14 protein-coding genes are annotated in these 12,734 nt (G+C 70.9%); 4 read left to right on the top strand and 10 right to left on the bottom strand.

Translation table 11 applies throughout. The features are described from left to right. Positions 1 to 45 precede the first annotated feature (45 nt). On the bottom strand, positions 46 to 981 hold the full coding sequence (locus BKK81_RS11615) for a TauD/TfdA dioxygenase family protein (protein WP_083384076.1): 936 nt from the start codon (positions 979 to 981) through the stop codon (positions 46 to 48). Positions 982 to 1,138: 157 nt separating this feature from the next. Here BKK81_RS11615 and BKK81_RS11610 point away from each other — a divergent pair, with 157 nt between their 5' ends. Then, positions 1,139 to 1,825: a TetR/AcrR family transcriptional regulator gene (locus BKK81_RS11610; RefSeq protein ID WP_083384075.1), complete on the top strand. Its 687-nt coding sequence runs from the start codon at positions 1,139 to 1,141 to the stop codon at positions 1,823 to 1,825. A gap of 33 nt (positions 1,826 to 1,858) precedes the next feature. Here BKK81_RS11610 and gcvA read toward each other — a convergent pair whose 3' ends face one another. Next, entirely contained in the window at positions 1,859 to 2,770 is a 912-nt protein-coding gene (gcvA, locus tag BKK81_RS11605) for a transcriptional regulator GcvA (RefSeq protein WP_071012971.1), read from the bottom strand. A 158-nt stretch (positions 2,771 to 2,928) separates the two neighbouring features. Between gcvA and BKK81_RS11600 the strand changes: the two genes are divergently transcribed. Next, a complete protein-coding gene (locus BKK81_RS11600; protein ID WP_071012970.1) occupies positions 2,929 to 4,227 on the top strand; it encodes an adenylosuccinate synthase in 1,299 nt (432 codons plus the stop codon). Between the two features lie 19 nt (positions 4,228 to 4,246). Here the strand turns inward: BKK81_RS11600 and BKK81_RS11595 are convergent, their stop codons facing one another. The 3 genes from BKK81_RS11595 to BKK81_RS11585 form a co-directional block, all read right to left on the bottom strand. Further along, complete coding sequence (locus tag BKK81_RS11595; protein ID WP_156811244.1) at positions 4,247 to 4,702, bottom strand: MarR family transcriptional regulator; 456 nt, start codon at positions 4,700 to 4,702, stop codon at positions 4,247 to 4,249. Next, positions 4,699 to 5,064, bottom strand: a complete 366-nt coding sequence (locus tag BKK81_RS11590) for a GIY-YIG nuclease family protein (RefSeq protein ID WP_071012968.1) — start codon at positions 5,062 to 5,064, stop codon at positions 4,699 to 4,701. The genes BKK81_RS11595 and BKK81_RS11590 overlap by 4 nt, the downstream gene beginning before the upstream one ends. Positions 5,065 to 5,346: 282 nt before the next feature. Next, the gene (locus BKK81_RS11585; protein WP_071012966.1) at positions 5,347 to 6,240 is read right to left on the bottom strand and encodes a LysR family transcriptional regulator; all 894 of its coding nucleotides are present in this window, start codon (positions 6,238 to 6,240) and stop codon (positions 5,347 to 5,349) included. A gap of 144 nt (positions 6,241 to 6,384) precedes the next feature. Between BKK81_RS11585 and BKK81_RS11580 the strand changes: the two genes are divergently transcribed. Together BKK81_RS11580 and BKK81_RS36835 are read left to right on the top strand one after the other, a co-directional pair. Then, positions 6,385 to 6,684, top strand: a complete 300-nt coding sequence (locus tag BKK81_RS11580; RefSeq protein WP_071012964.1) for a hypothetical protein — start codon at positions 6,385 to 6,387, stop codon at positions 6,682 to 6,684. Between the two features lie 107 nt (positions 6,685 to 6,791). Further along, positions 6,792 to 7,211, top strand: a complete 420-nt coding sequence (locus tag BKK81_RS36835) for a rubredoxin (protein WP_083384073.1) — start codon at positions 6,792 to 6,794, stop codon at positions 7,209 to 7,211. Positions 7,212 to 7,256: 45 nt separating this feature from the next. On the opposite strand, the gene BKK81_RS11570 is transcribed toward BKK81_RS36835, so the two are convergent. From BKK81_RS11570 to BKK81_RS11550, 5 genes are all read right to left on the bottom strand, one after another. Then, positions 7,257 to 8,450, bottom strand: a complete 1,194-nt coding sequence (locus BKK81_RS11570) for an amidase (protein WP_071016387.1) — start codon at positions 8,448 to 8,450, stop codon at positions 7,257 to 7,259. Between the two features lie 85 nt (positions 8,451 to 8,535). Next, positions 8,536 to 9,570, bottom strand: coding sequence for an ABC transporter ATP-binding protein (locus BKK81_RS11565; protein WP_071012963.1), 1,035 nt, complete (start codon positions 9,568 to 9,570; stop codon positions 8,536 to 8,538). A 9-nt stretch (positions 9,571 to 9,579) separates the two neighbouring features. Next, positions 9,580 to 10,686, bottom strand: a complete 1,107-nt coding sequence (locus tag BKK81_RS11560) for an ABC transporter ATP-binding protein (protein ID WP_071012961.1) — start codon at positions 10,684 to 10,686, stop codon at positions 9,580 to 9,582. 3 nt (positions 10,687 to 10,689) lie between these two features. After that, positions 10,690 to 11,577, bottom strand: coding sequence for an ABC transporter permease (locus tag BKK81_RS11555; RefSeq protein ID WP_071012959.1), 888 nt, complete (start codon positions 11,575 to 11,577; stop codon positions 10,690 to 10,692). Between the two features lie 127 nt (positions 11,578 to 11,704). Next, on the bottom strand, positions 11,705 to 12,655 hold the full coding sequence (locus BKK81_RS11550) for an ABC transporter permease (RefSeq protein WP_071012957.1): 951 nt from the start codon (positions 12,653 to 12,655) through the stop codon (positions 11,705 to 11,707). Positions 12,656 to 12,734: the final 79 nt, after the last annotated feature.

Here is a 12,734-nt window from a genome sequence, read left to right as displayed (position 1 = left end):
CGCCGGCCGTTCGGTTGTTCGGCCGTTCGGCCGTTCAGAAGGGTTTCAGATGGGTTTGTCGCCGATGATGGTGGCGCGCATCATGCGCCGCACGGCCGGGAAGTAGTCCTGGATGGCGTAGTGCTGGGTGGCACGGTTGTCCCAGAAGGCAATGGTGTTGGGGCGCCAGCGCAGCCGCATCTGGTACTCGGGGATGGCGGCCTGGCGGAACAGGTATTGCAGCAGTTCCAGCTCGGCCACGCGGAAATCGAAGCCGACGCGCACCTCGGCCTTCTCGCCGAAGTTGACCAGGTGGGTGGTGAAGGCCTCGTTGACGTAGAGGATCTTCTCGCCGCTCTCCGGGTGGGTGCGCACCACCGGATGGACGGCGACGGGAAAGCGCTGGCGGTTCTCCTCGCGCTGCTGCGGCGTCATGCGCGTGCCGAAGGCCGGCATGATGTCGTGCGCCGCGTACAGGCCGTCGATGCGGCTCTTCATCTCCTGCGGCAATTGCGCATAGGCATGCGCCATGTTGACCCACAGCGTGTCGCCGCCGGCCACGGGGCATTCCACGCAGCGCAGCATCGACGCCATCGACGGTACCTCCCGCCAGGAAACATCGCTGTGATAGATGTTCTCGCGCGCCTTGTTCTGCTCGCTGCCGCCCAGCAGCACCAGTTCCGGATGTTCCGGATGCCGGGGGAAGACCGGGTGGATCTCCAGTTCGCCGAAGCGGCGCGCCACCGCCACGTGTGCCGCGGGGCTGATGTCCTGGTCGCGGAAGACCAGCACCTTGTGGCGTACCAGCGCCTCGCGCAGCGCTGCGCTGGTGGCCTCGTCCGGTGTCACGCTCAGGTCGATGTTGCCGATCTCGGCGCCGATCACCGGTGTGATCGGCGTGACGGTGAACGATGCCTTGAGGGTGCCGGCGCGCACGACGGCGGGGGCCGCGGCCGGGGTCGGCGTCGAGGTCGGTTGCTCCAGGGTGGCAGCGTTGCTCATGGTCCCAGGGTCTCCATAGGTAGGGTTTTGCCGCCAGGCCGTGCCGCCGTGCGGGACGGCAGGACTCGCGAGATGAATTGGTAATCGGTGTTATCTTTTGAATTGATAGTATGAAATACCATTTGTTCGGTCAAGACCGGATCGGGAAGGGAAAACCATGACGAAAGCGATGACGAAAGCGCCGGCTGCGGCGGACGGCTTCGCCCCGCTGGATGGCCAGGCCGGCTTCACCCCGCCGCGTTATTCGCGCGGCAAGCGCACCGCCGATGCCCTGCTCGAATCGGGCCGGCAATTGCTGCGCACGCGCACTCTGGACGGCATGACGGTGGAGGAGTTGTGCGCCGGGGCGCACGTCACCACGGGCGCCTTCTATCGCCGCTTCGACAGCAAGGACGCCTTCTTCAAGGCGCTGCAGGCGCTGACCATCGAGGCCTCGGCAGCGGAGCGCGGCCCGCTGGCGGGGGAGCTCGATGCCGGTGAGTGGGACCTGGAGGAGGGCATCGCGCTGATCGTCCGCTCGATGCGCAGCTGGTACTGCCGCCATGAGGGCGTGGTACGGGCCTCGCAGATGCAGCGCGGGCGCGATCCGCAGAGCTGGGATGCGATCCGCCAGCTCGGACGCGACTACGTCGACGCCTTGGTCCCCCGCGTGATGCGCCTGCGCAGCCTGCCGGCGCCGGTGCGGGACGAGCCGGGCGGGCTGCGCATCCGCTTCGCCTTCCAGCTCCTGTTCGGCGCGCTGAACAATGCGGTGATCAACAACCCCGGCCCGCTCGGGCTGGAGGATGCGGCGATGGAGACGGAGCTGGCGCGGGCGGTCTGCGCCTACCTGCGCGCCGCCTAGCTCCACCTGGCGCTGCCTTTGGCCGGCCCCCGGCTAAGCCAGCGCCCCCGTGGCGGCCGCGGCCTCGGCGCCCGCCGCTTCCAGCCAGGCCAGGAAGCTGCCGATGGCTTCGTCGCCGGCACGGCGGGCGGACACGTAGGCGTAGTAGCGCCAGGGCGGCAGCACGGGGCCGCGGAAGGGAAAAACCAGGCGGCCTTCCTTGACATCCAGCGCCACCAGCGCGGTCGGGCCCATGGCCACGCCGAGCCCGTCGAGGGCGGCCTGCAGCGTCAGGTAGAAGTGCTCCAGCTGCAGCGACTGGCGCGGCACCAGGCCGCCGTTGCCGCTGGCCTCGAGCCATTCCGACCACATGCCGGGATAGGTCGCCGAGTGCAGCAGGGTGTGGCCGGCGAGATCGGCAGGGCGGCGCAGCGGCAGGGTTTCCAGCAAGCGCGGCGAGCAGACCGGCAGGCGCCCTTCGGCGAGGAACTCGCGCGCGACATAGCCGTCGGCCTGCTGGTCGCCGCCGCGGATGGCGATGTCGACTTCATCGCGGATCTTGCCGACGGGGGCGTTCGAGGTGGTCAGCCGCACTTCGACGGCGGGATGGGCGAGCTGGAACTCCGACAGCCGCGGCAACAGCCAGCGCAGCGCGAAGGTGGTCGGCGCGTTGACGCGGATGACCTGCCGGCGCGCCGCCTGGACCTGCTCGCTGGTGGCCAGCGCGATGCGGTCGAAGGCGGCCGTGATTTCGGCCAGGTAGGCGCGTCCCGGTGCCGTCAGCGCAACCCGGCGGCCGTGCCGCAGGAACAGTGCATGGCCGATCCAGTCCTCGAGCTGGGCCACGTGCCGGCTCACCGCGCCGTGCGTGACGCACAGCTCCGCGGCGGCGGCGCTGAAGCTCTCGTGCCGTGCGGCGGCTTCGAACACTTTCAGGGAATTGAGGGGCGGCAGGCGGCGGGCCATGGCGTCGATGCGCTTCCTTGCTTGTGATTTTTCCTGACAAAGAGCCCCAGTTTATATCGTTTTGACGAACAAGCCGGCACCGATATAGTTCGTCCGAAGGCAAGGCCGGCCTTCTCAACTATGTCTGAAAACCTGACCAAGCAAGTGGAGGTGCCGCCATGTCGAACGTGGTAGTCGTGGGTGCTCAATGGGGCGATGAGGGAAAAGGCCGGATCGTCGACTGGCTGGCGGAGCGGGCCGATATCGTGGCGCGCTACAACGGCGGGCATAACGCCGGCCACACCCTGGTGGTGGACGGCAAGACCTACAAGCTCGCCCTGCTGCCCAGCGGCGTGGTGCGCGGCAAGCTGGGGCTGATCGGCAACGGCGTGGCAGTGGATCCCGAGGCGCTGCTGGCCGAGATCGGACGCATGCAGGCGCTGGGCGTGGAGGTCACGCCGCAGACGCTGCGCGTGGCCGAGACCGCCACGCTGGTGCTGCCGATCCATCGCGCCATCGATGCCGCCCAGGAGGGGCTGCGCGCCAAGCCGATCGGCACCACGCTGCGCGGCATCGGTCCGGCCTACGAGGACAAGGTCGGGCGGCGCGGGCTGCGCGTCTGCGACCTGGGCGAGCCCGAACTGCTGGCGGACAAGCTGGAGCAGTTGCTGCGCCATCACAATGCGTGGTTCCGCGGCCTGGGCCTGGAGCCCTTCGCACTGGAGCCGATGCTGCAAGGGCTGCTGGCCCTGGCGCCGCGTATCCTGCCCTTCGCCGGCCCGGTCTGGCACCTGCTGGACCGCGCCCATGCCGACGGCCGGCGCACCGTGTTCGAAGGGTCGCAGGCCGTGATGCTCGATGTGGATTGGGGCAGCTATCCCTTCGTCACCTCGTCGACCACCATTGCCGCGGGCGCCGCCACCGGCACCGGGGTGTCGCCGGCGCGGATCGGGCGGGTGCTGGGGGTCAGCAAGGTCTACGCCACGCGGGTCGGCGAGGGACCGTTCCCCACCGAGCAGGCCGGCGGACTGGGCGAACTGCTGCGCGAGCGCGGGCGCGAGTTCGGCGTCAACACCGGGCGCCCGCGCCGCTGCGGCTGGCTGGACGCGGCCCTGCTGCGGCAGGGTGTCAAGGTGGCGGGCATCGACGCCCTGGCGCTGACCAAGATCGACGTGCTGGATGGCTTCGAAGCGATCGATGTGTGCGTGGGCTACGAACTCGACGGGCAGCGGCTGGATCATGCGCCGGCCAGCCTGGCCGCGCAGCGGCGCGCCGTGCCCGTCTACCGCCGCTTCGCCGGCTGGGAGCAGCCGACCCAGGGCGTGCGCTCGCTCGACCGCCTGCCGGCGCAGGCGCTGGCGCTGGTGCGGGGGATCGAGGAGATCGTCGGCGTGCCCGTGGACATCGTCACCACCGGACCGGAACGCGACGACACGATCGTGATCCGCGATCCGTTCGGCGATCCGTTCGCGGGCTGAGGTCCGCGCTCCGGCGCGCCTAGGCGAGCCGGAGCCCGGGTGCCGCGGCGAAGGTGCGCAAGGCGGCGGGCAGCGCGTCCATGTCGGACGGGCCGAGCGTGGCCGCCGCGCCCGCGCAGATGGATGCCACCGTCTCGCGCGCCATGCTCACCACGGCCCGCGCCGCCGGCCGCAGCGCAACGCTGCGGCTGGTGCCCAGGCCGCACCTTGCGACGAGGCCGATCTTCTCCAGCGTCAACACGCGCTTCAGCACCGCCGAGCGCTGCAAGCCTAGCGGCGTCATCAGTTCCGCCAGGGCGGACTGGCCGCCGGAACTGTCCAGGTGGTCCAGCAAGGCGAAGTCGGTCAAGCCGATGCCGTGTCGCCGTCCCAGTTCATCGTCGAGCTTGAGGCGCAGGCCGGCATGGGCGCGCTGGATGGCGAGGCCCAGCGCCAGCGCGGCGGCATGCATGGCCGTGTCCATGGCTGCGTTCATGGCTGCCCTCCCGGCGCGCCGTAGCCCGGCGCCTGCGCGCACGACAGTTCCTGGCGCCACAGTTCGACCAGGGCCGCCAGTTCCTGCGCCGCATCGAAGGCAGGGTCGTCGCGCGGCTTGACCCGGTCCACCACCTCGAAGACGAAGCCGGGTTCGCCGTGCTCCGCCCAGTCCTGGCGCAGCAGCGCATCCGCATGGGCGCCGAGCTTGAGTTCGAAGCGATGCCGGTTGAGCGCGGCCTGCGCGTCGTTGCAGCCGGCGACCAGCAGGCGGCCGTTCACCAGGTTGCGGATGGCGTAGACGCCGGCGCGGGTCGGGGTCTCCAGGTACTGCCGCTTGAGTTCGCGCCGGTGCTGGTTCATGGCCTCTCCTGGCCGGTGCCGGGGGCCGGCTGCGCGGCAGGGCCGGGGCTGGCGGGTGGGGGTGGACGCAGGCGCGTCAGGGCGGGTGTCATAGCAGGTGCTCCAGGTTGGGAGCGCCAATTATTACCCGGGTAATAATAAATGGTCAATAACACCCGGGTAAATTTGGGGTTGCGTGTGGCCACCGGCATCCTGGCGGTGAGGCGCCGTTCGCCCGCGCAATGCCCGCGCAATGCCCGCGCAATGCCCTCGCAAGGTCTGGCAGGGCCGGCGCGGGCGCGTTCAGGCCTCGCAGGCCACCGCCAGGGCCTGCGAAAAGTGGTCGATGAAGGAGCGGACCTTCGGCGCCAGGTACTTGCGGCTGGTGTACACGGCATACAGGGTGATCGGCGCCAGTTCGTGGTCGGGCAGCACGCGCACCAGGCTTCCCGCGGCCAGGTCCGCCTCCACCAGCCAGGCCGGCAGGAAGGCGATCCCCATGCCGGCCTGCACCGCGCGGTGGGCCAGGCTGGTGTCGTCGGTCTTCAGGCTGGGCCGCAGGCGCACCGCCACCTGGCCCTGGGGGCCGCGCAGGGTCGCGTTCTCGCGGCTGGTGTAGGTCGGCAGCACGGCATCGTAGCGCGCGATGTCGGCGGCCTTGGCCGGCCAGCCATGCCGGTCGAGGAAGGCGCGGCTGGCGACGAGGTGGAAGTCGATGGGACAGATCGGCCGGGCGATCAGCGCGGGCGAGGGGGCGTCGGTGGCGCGCAGCGCCACGTCATAGCCCTCGTGGACCAGGTCGACCTTCTGGTTCTCCAGGCGCAGGTCCACCAGCACGCTGGGGTAGCGCCGCCGGTAGTCGGCCAGCGCGTCGACGAAGCGGGCGCTGGCGCACCACACCGGAGCTGTCACCTTCAAGGTGCCGCGCGGCGCGGCGGCGCTCTGGCTGACGGCGGCATCGGCCGCGTCCATGATCTCCAGCGCTTCGCAGCACTGGGCGTAGTAGAGCTCGCCGGCTTCGGTCAGGCTCTGGTGGCGGCTGGTGCGGTTCAGCAGGCGGGCGCCGAGGCGGCGCTCCAGGGCGGCGACGTGCTTGCTGGCCATGGCGGTGGACATGGCGAGCTTGTCGGCAGCGGCGGCAAAGCTGCCGCGCTCGACGATCTCGCGGAAGACCCGCAGGCTGAGCAGGGTGTCCATATCGTTTCCTGTGAGGAAACATTCAGTCTACCAGCGGGCTCTCGATCTACTGCGGGTGGATGGGTATCATGACCATCCTTCGGATCTCGCTGATCTGTCTCGCTTCTCCACCTTCCCCGTCCTTTCTGCCGTCCCAGCCGTCCCATGCCCACGAGATCGAGCGCACCTGCCGCGCAGCAGCCGGCCCTTTCCAACCAGTCGCCGCGCATCGACACCTTCCGTGTGCTGTTCGGCGTCGGCGTCGCGGCCATCCTGGCGCTGCTGGCGCTCGACACGCCCTGGCTGCGGACCGCGAGCCCTGTCTTCGTCGGGGCACTGCTTGCGCTGGCCGGATTGGCGGCGGCCGCCTCGGCCCGCTCGGCGCTGGTCCTGCTGACGGCCGGCTGCCCGCTGATCGCCGCGCTCGCCATGGTCGCGAGCTGTGTGCGCGGATTCAGCGGCTGATCGGACAATTGACCTGGCGGCCCGCTCCCGGCCTGCCGGCGCGCGCCGGCACGGGGGAGGCTTCGATGCCGGTGGCGCACCGGCCCGCTCACTGAATGGCTTGAACCATGTACAGGAAAGGTACCGTCCTAGAACTGCAGTTTTCGCCGGGCCGTCTCAACGACGGCGCCGGCGATCCCTTCTGGATCGATCTGTCGGCCGAGGAGGCCGCACGCCTGCTCGACTTGCTGCAGGCGAGGCTGCAGCCGGGCAGGCCCGACACCGAGCCGCCCGCCGTGTTCGCCCTGGATGGCACGATGCCGGCCGCTGCGGAGGCGTCGGATGGCACGGACGCGCCGGTTTCCGCCGGCGCAGCGGACGGCTTCCAGCAGTGGATCTGCCTGATCTGCGGCTGGGTGTACGACGAAGCCGCCGGCCTGCCCGAGGAAGGCATCGCGCCGGGGACACGCTGGGCGGATGTCCCGGAGGACTGGCGCTGCCCGCTGTGCGACGTCGGCAAGGAAGACTTCGCCATGGTGCCGTTCTGAGCGCGCACCCGCCGGCAGTCAGTGCCGGCGGGTGCGCCGCGCCGGTCAGCCGGCCAGCGCTGTCATCAGGCGCGCGGCGGCGGCGATCAGGCTGCGGTCGCTGCCTGCCGGTCCCATCAGCGACAGGCCCATCGGCGCGCCGTCGCGGCCCGACAACGGCAGGCTGAGCTGGGGAAAGCCCGTCAGCGGCGCCAGGCACAGCAGGTGGGCGGCCTGCGTGCGGTAGTCCTCCAGCGCTTCGATCGGCGTATCGGCCAGCGGGGCGATGTCGGGCATGGCCGGCATCAGCAGGATGCCGTCGTTGCCCAGCAGGCGGCCGAGGTGGGTGGTGAAGGTCCGGCGCGCGGCGCTGGACGCCTCGAACTGCGCCGCCGTCACCGCTTTCGAGAAGCGGAAGCGCCCCGCTACGTCGGGCCCCAGCTTCAGCCCGTACTGTTCGATCAGCGCGCCGTCGGCTTGCCAGGCCTCCCAGCCCTGCACGTAGCGGAAGGCCCAGTACAGCTCGGACAGCGGCCGGTCGGCCACGCTGACGGCGGTGACCGGTGCCACCTCGCTGTCGAGGCGGGCCAGCAGCGGGCGCAGGACGGCCTGGGCGGCCGGTTCGGCCAGCTCCAGCAGATCCTGCGCCAGCAGCAGGCGCGGCGCGCCGGCCAGCGGCGCCGTATCGTCGCCCAGCAGCACCTCGGCCACGCGCGCGAACGTGGCCATGTCGCGCGCGAAGAAACCGCAGGTATCCAGGCTTTCGCTCAGCGGCAGGCAGCGCGCCAGCGAGATGCGGCCATGGGTGGGGCGGATGCCGAGCAGGCCGCAGTGGCTGGCGGGCGCGCGCACCGAGCCGCCGGTATCGGTGCCGAGCGCGAAATCGCACAGTCCGTGCGATACCGCCGAGGCCGAACCGGAGGACGAGCCGCCCGTGATGCGATCCGGGGCGGCCCCGTTGACCGGCGCACCGTAGTGGGCGTTCTGCCCGTTCATCGAGAAGGCGAGCTCGTCGGTATGGGTCTTGCCGACGAAGGCCGCGCCCGCGTCGAGCAGGGCCTGCACGGTGGGCGCGGTGGCCTGCTTGATGCCGGACAGGGCCAGCACATGGGGATTGCCGCCGCCGGTGGGGAAGCCGGCGACGTCGAACAGATCCTTGACGGCGAAGCGCAGGCCGCGCAGCGGGCCGCTGGAGGCGTGCGGCACGGCGGCGGGCGGGTAGGGCAGGAAGGCGCGCGAGGGGTGGGTGGCCAGGGTCATCGGAGTCAGTCGGTCAGATCGGGCGAGGGGTTGCGGGACGGCGGGCAGGCCCGCCGGGGTCGGATGGCGCGGCACGGCCGCCGGATCACGCGGCAGCGGCGGCGGCCGGCGCTTGCGCAGCCGCGGCACCGCCCACCAGCACGCAGCTCACGCGATGGCCGCCGCCCAGGTCCACGGTGGGTGGAACCTGCCGCAGGCAGTCCGGGCGCGCCTGCGCGCAGCGCGGCGCGAAGCTGCAGCCGGGCGGCAGCGCCGACAGGTCGGGCGGCGAGCCGGGAATGGCTTCGAGCGGCTTGCCGCGTTCCAGGCCGTGCTGGCGGCTGCGCAGCAGCGCGGCCGTGTAGGGGTGGCGCGGCGTGTGCAGCAGCGTGCGGATCGGGCCTTCCTCGACGATGCGTCCGCCGTACATCACCGCCACGCGGTCGGCGATCTCCACCGCGGCGCCGATGTCGTGCGTGACGAAGACGATGGACAGGCCCAGCTCGCGCTGCAGTTCGCGCAGCAGGATCAGCACCTGGATCTGCACGGTGGCATCCAGCGCGGTGGTCGGCTCGTCGGCCAGCAGGATGCGCGGCTGCGCGCTCAGCGCCAGCGCGATCATCGCGCGCTGGCGCATGCCGCCGGACAGTTCATGCGGATAGGCGGCCAGGCGCCGCTCGGGGCTGGGTATGCGCACCGCCTCCAGGGCGGCCAGCGCGCGCCGGCGTGCCTCGGCCGCGCTGACCTTGCCGTGGGCGCGGATGCACTCCTCGATCTGCTGGCCGATGGTATAGACCGGATCGAGCGCCAGCAGCGGTTCCTGGAACACCATCGCCACCGTGCCGCCGCGCAGCCGTGCCAGCGCGCGCTTGTCCATGGCCAGCACGTCGTCGCCGCCGACGCGGATCTCGCCTTGCAGGCGGGTGCGGCGCGGCGGGTGCAGGCGCATCAGCGCGCGCAGGGTCACGCTCTTGCCCGAGCCGGATTCGCCGATCAGCGCCAGCGCCTCGCCCGGCGCGACCTCCAGCGAGACACCGTTGACGGCCTCGATGGTCTTGCCGCCGGCGGCAAAGGCCACGCGCAGGTCGCGCACGCGGATGGCCGGGGCGCCCGCGGCAGGGAGGGGGGATCGTTCGCTCATGGAGACTCCTCAATGCGTGGCAGCGGCCAGCGTGGCGGGGGCTTGCGGTGGCTGCAGCGGTTGCAGCGGTTGCAGCGGACGCGAGTGGCCGCCGTCGGGCATGGCCATCAGGCAGGCGACCGGGTGGCCGGCCAGCGCCTCGCTCAGCACCGGCGTGCGTTGCGCGCAGGCAGGCTCGGCCATCGCGCAGCGGGGATGGAAGCTGCAACCGGAAGGCGGGTCGATGGGGTTGGGCGGGTCGCCCGCCAGCGGCGGCTGCAGCGTGCGCCGGTCCGGGTCCAGCGACGGCATCGAGGCCAGCAGCGCGCGCGTGTAGGGGTGGGCCGGCCGGGTGAAGAGGGCTTCGGTGGGGCCCACTTCCGCCACCTTGCCCAGGTACATCACCATGACGCGGTCGCACAGGTAGCGCACCACGTTCAGGTCGTGGCTGATGAAGACGTAGGTCAGGTCGAACTCGGCCTTCAGTTCGAGCAGCAGGTTCAGCACCTGGGCCTCGACCGACTTGTCCAGCGCCGAGACTGCCTCGTCGAGGATCACCAGGCGCGGGCGCGGCGCCAGCGCGCGCGCGATATTGACGCGCTGGCGCTGTCCTCCGGACAACTCATGCGGGTAGCGCCCGGCGAAGCGGGCCGGCTCCAGTCCCACGCGCTGCAGCAGGTAGCGCGCGCGCTCGCGCGCCTCGGCCGCCGCCACGCCATGCACGCGCGGGGTGAAGGCGATCGATTCCTCCAGCGTCAGGCGCGGGTTGAGCGAGGCGTAGCTGTCCTGGAACACCATCTGCACCTGGCTGCGGTATTGCTTGAGCGGCAGCCGGGCCGAGCCCACGCCCTGGGCGTCGAAGATCAGCTCGCCGCTGTCCTGGGTGGCGAGCTGCATCAGCAGGCGCGCGGTGGTCGACTTGCCGCAGCCGGACTCGCCGACCACGCCGAGGGTCTCGCCCTTGAGCACGTCGAAGCTGACGCCGTCGACGGCGCGTACCACGCCGGCGCGGCGTCCGGGCAGCGAGGACTTGAGCGGGAAGTGCTTGACCAGGGCGTGCGCGATCACCAGCGGCTGGGCGGGGCCGCCCAGGTCGCGCGCGGCGGCGGGCTCGAGAGGATGGAACGGGGTCAGCATGGCTCAGTCCTTGATTTCCATCGCCGAGCGGATGCCGTCGGCGAGCAGGTTGAAGGAGATCGAGGTCAGGAAGATCATCGCGCCGGGCAGCGCCGCCACCCAGGGCTGGGTGTAGATGGCGGTGCGCAGCGTGTTCAGCATCAGGCCCCACTCCGGCTCCGGCGGCTTCACGCCCAGGCCGAGGAAGGACAGGCCGGAGGCGAGGATCATCGAGACCGAGATCAGCCCGGTGGCATAGACGAAGATCGGCCCCAGCACATTGTTGAGCACGTGGGCGCGCACGATGGTCAGGGCAGGCGCGCCGGAGGCGCGCGCGGCGTCGACGAACTCGCGGTTGCGTACCTGGGTGGTGACGCTCTCCGCCACGCGCACGATCTGTGGCACGAAGACGATGGTCAGCGACAGCAGCGCATTGCCGATGCCGGCGCCCAGCGTGCCCGACAGCGCGATGGCCAGCAGCACCGAGGGGAAGGCGTAGAGGATGTCGACCACGCGCATGATGGCGGTATTGGCCCAGCCGCCCGCATAGCCGGCCAGGATGCCCAGCGTGCTGCCGATGACGAAGGCCAGCAGCACCGGCGTGATGCCCATGAAGAGCGACAGGCGGGCGCCCAGCATCAGGCGCGACAGCATGTCGCGGCCGAGCTCGTCGGTGCCGAGCGGGAAATGCTCGGTGCCGATCGGCTTGAGCCGCTTGAGGATGGAAGAAGCATAGGGATCGGCCGGCATCAGGGCCGGGGCGAAGAGGGCCAGCAGCACCAGGGCCAGCAGCACCAGCGCGGCCGCCATGGCCAGCTTGTTGCGCAGCAGGCGGCGGCTCACGCCGGCCCAGTAGCCCGGCGAGTGTTCGATGGCGGCCGGCGGCGCGGCCTTGTTCAGCGTGATTTCCATGGCATGTCCTTGGCTCGGGCGCGTTGCGTCGGCGCGCGCCGGGCCGGTTCGGTTTCCTCGGTCGCTTTTGTCCTTGGTCCTGTCGGCCCTGTCGGCCCTGTCGGCCCTCCTGGCCCTTTCGGTTTTCTCAATTGCGCTGGATGCGCGGGTCGAACAGCGTCTGCAGGGCGTCGACCACCAGGTTCAGCAGCACGAAGAACACCGCCAGCACCAGGATGGTCCCCTGCAGCAGGGGAAAGTCGCGCTGGAAGATGGCGGAGTTGAGCAGGAAGCCGGTGCCGGGCCAGGAGAACACGGTCTCGATCAGGATGGAGCCGCCGAGCAGGTAGCCGAGCTGCAGGCCCATCACGGACAGCGCGGTCGGCGCCACGTTCTTCAGCACGTGGCGGAACACCGCCAGGTCGGACAGGCCGCGCGCGCGCAGGCCGACGATGAATTCGTTGGCGAGGATCTCGGCCACCAGCGCGCGGATGGTGCGCGCCACGATGCCCATCGGGATCACCGACATGGTCAGCGCCGGCAGCAGCATGTACTGCAGATGGTCCCAGTCCCAGTGCCAGTCGCCCGAGCCGTCGGGCCCGGCGCCGGTGGCGGGCAGCCAGCCGAGCAGCACGGAGAACACGATCACCAGCACCATGCCCAGCCAGTAGTGCGGCATGCTGACGCCGACCACCGACAGCAGCGAGGCGGTGCGGTCGGCCACGGTGTCGCGCAGGTAGCCGGCGACGAAGCCGAACAGGCAGCCGAGGCTGAAGCCGATCAGCGTCGCCACGGCGGCCAGCCGGATCGAATTGACCACCGCCTTCGACACTTCGTCCAGCACCGGGCGGCTGGTGGCGATGGAGGTGCCCAGGTCGCCGTGCAGCGCGCGCAGCAGCCAGTGCAGGAATTGGTCGAGGAAGGGTTTGTCGAAGCCGTACAGCGCGGTGATCTGGCGGCGCAGTTCTTCGGAGGCGTCGGGCGGCAGCACCGACACCAGCGGATCGCCGGGCGCGAAGTGGACCAGCGAGAAGCACAGCAAGGCCACCCCGAGCAGGATGGGCAGCGTGTAGAGCAGGCGGCGGAACAGGTAGATCATGATGAATGCCGGCGGGCGCCGGCGCACGGTGGAGCCGGCGCGGGTTGCACGGGTTGCGCGGGGCCGCGGCCAGCGGCGC

The sequence above is a fragment of the Cupriavidus sp. USMAHM13 genome (assembly GCF_001854285.1).
In the GTDB taxonomy this organism is placed as follows: domain Bacteria; phylum Pseudomonadota; class Gammaproteobacteria; order Burkholderiales; family Burkholderiaceae; genus Cupriavidus; species Cupriavidus malaysiensis.
This window is presented reverse-complemented; position numbering and strand designations above follow the sequence as displayed.

What these genes read in the sequence shown, in the direction of transcription:
- BKK81_RS11570 (WP_071016387.1), bottom strand. Translation starts at nt 8,450, where the DNA reads ATGACCCTGGCCACCCACCCCTCGCGCGCCTTCCTGCCCTACCCGCCC.
- BKK81_RS36835 (WP_083384073.1), top strand. Translation starts at nt 6,792, where the DNA reads ATGTACAGGAAAGGTACCGTCCTAGAACTGCAGTTTTCGCCGGGCCGT.
- BKK81_RS11565 (WP_071012963.1), bottom strand. Translation starts at nt 9,570, where the DNA reads ATGAGCGAACGATCCCCCCTCCCTGCCGCGGGCGCCCCGGCCATCCGC.
- BKK81_RS11555 (WP_071012959.1), bottom strand. Translation starts at nt 11,577, where the DNA reads ATGGAAATCACGCTGAACAAGGCCGCGCCGCCGGCCGCCATCGAACAC.
- BKK81_RS11610 (WP_083384075.1), top strand. Translation starts at nt 1,139, where the DNA reads ATGACGAAAGCGATGACGAAAGCGCCGGCTGCGGCGGACGGCTTCGCC.
- BKK81_RS11550 (WP_071012957.1), bottom strand. Translation starts at nt 12,655, where the DNA reads ATGATCTACCTGTTCCGCCGCCTGCTCTACACGCTGCCCATCCTGCTC.
- BKK81_RS11600 (WP_071012970.1), top strand. Translation starts at nt 2,929, where the DNA reads ATGTCGAACGTGGTAGTCGTGGGTGCTCAATGGGGCGATGAGGGAAAA.
- BKK81_RS11580 (WP_071012964.1), top strand. Translation starts at nt 6,385, where the DNA reads ATGCCCACGAGATCGAGCGCACCTGCCGCGCAGCAGCCGGCCCTTTCC.
- BKK81_RS11615 (WP_083384076.1), bottom strand. Translation starts at nt 981, where the DNA reads ATGAGCAACGCTGCCACCCTGGAGCAACCGACCTCGACGCCGACCCCG.
- BKK81_RS11590 (WP_071012968.1), bottom strand. Translation starts at nt 5,064, where the DNA reads ATGAACCAGCACCGGCGCGAACTCAAGCGGCAGTACCTGGAGACCCCG.
- BKK81_RS11560 (WP_071012961.1), bottom strand. Translation starts at nt 10,686, where the DNA reads ATGCTGACCCCGTTCCATCCTCTCGAGCCCGCCGCCGCGCGCGACCTG.
- BKK81_RS11585 (WP_071012966.1), bottom strand. Translation starts at nt 6,240, where the DNA reads ATGGACACCCTGCTCAGCCTGCGGGTCTTCCGCGAGATCGTCGAGCGC.
- BKK81_RS11595 (WP_156811244.1), bottom strand. Translation starts at nt 4,702, where the DNA reads ATGAACGCAGCCATGGACACGGCCATGCATGCCGCCGCGCTGGCGCTG.
- gcvA (WP_071012971.1), bottom strand. Translation starts at nt 2,770, where the DNA reads ATGGCCCGCCGCCTGCCGCCCCTCAATTCCCTGAAAGTGTTCGAAGCC.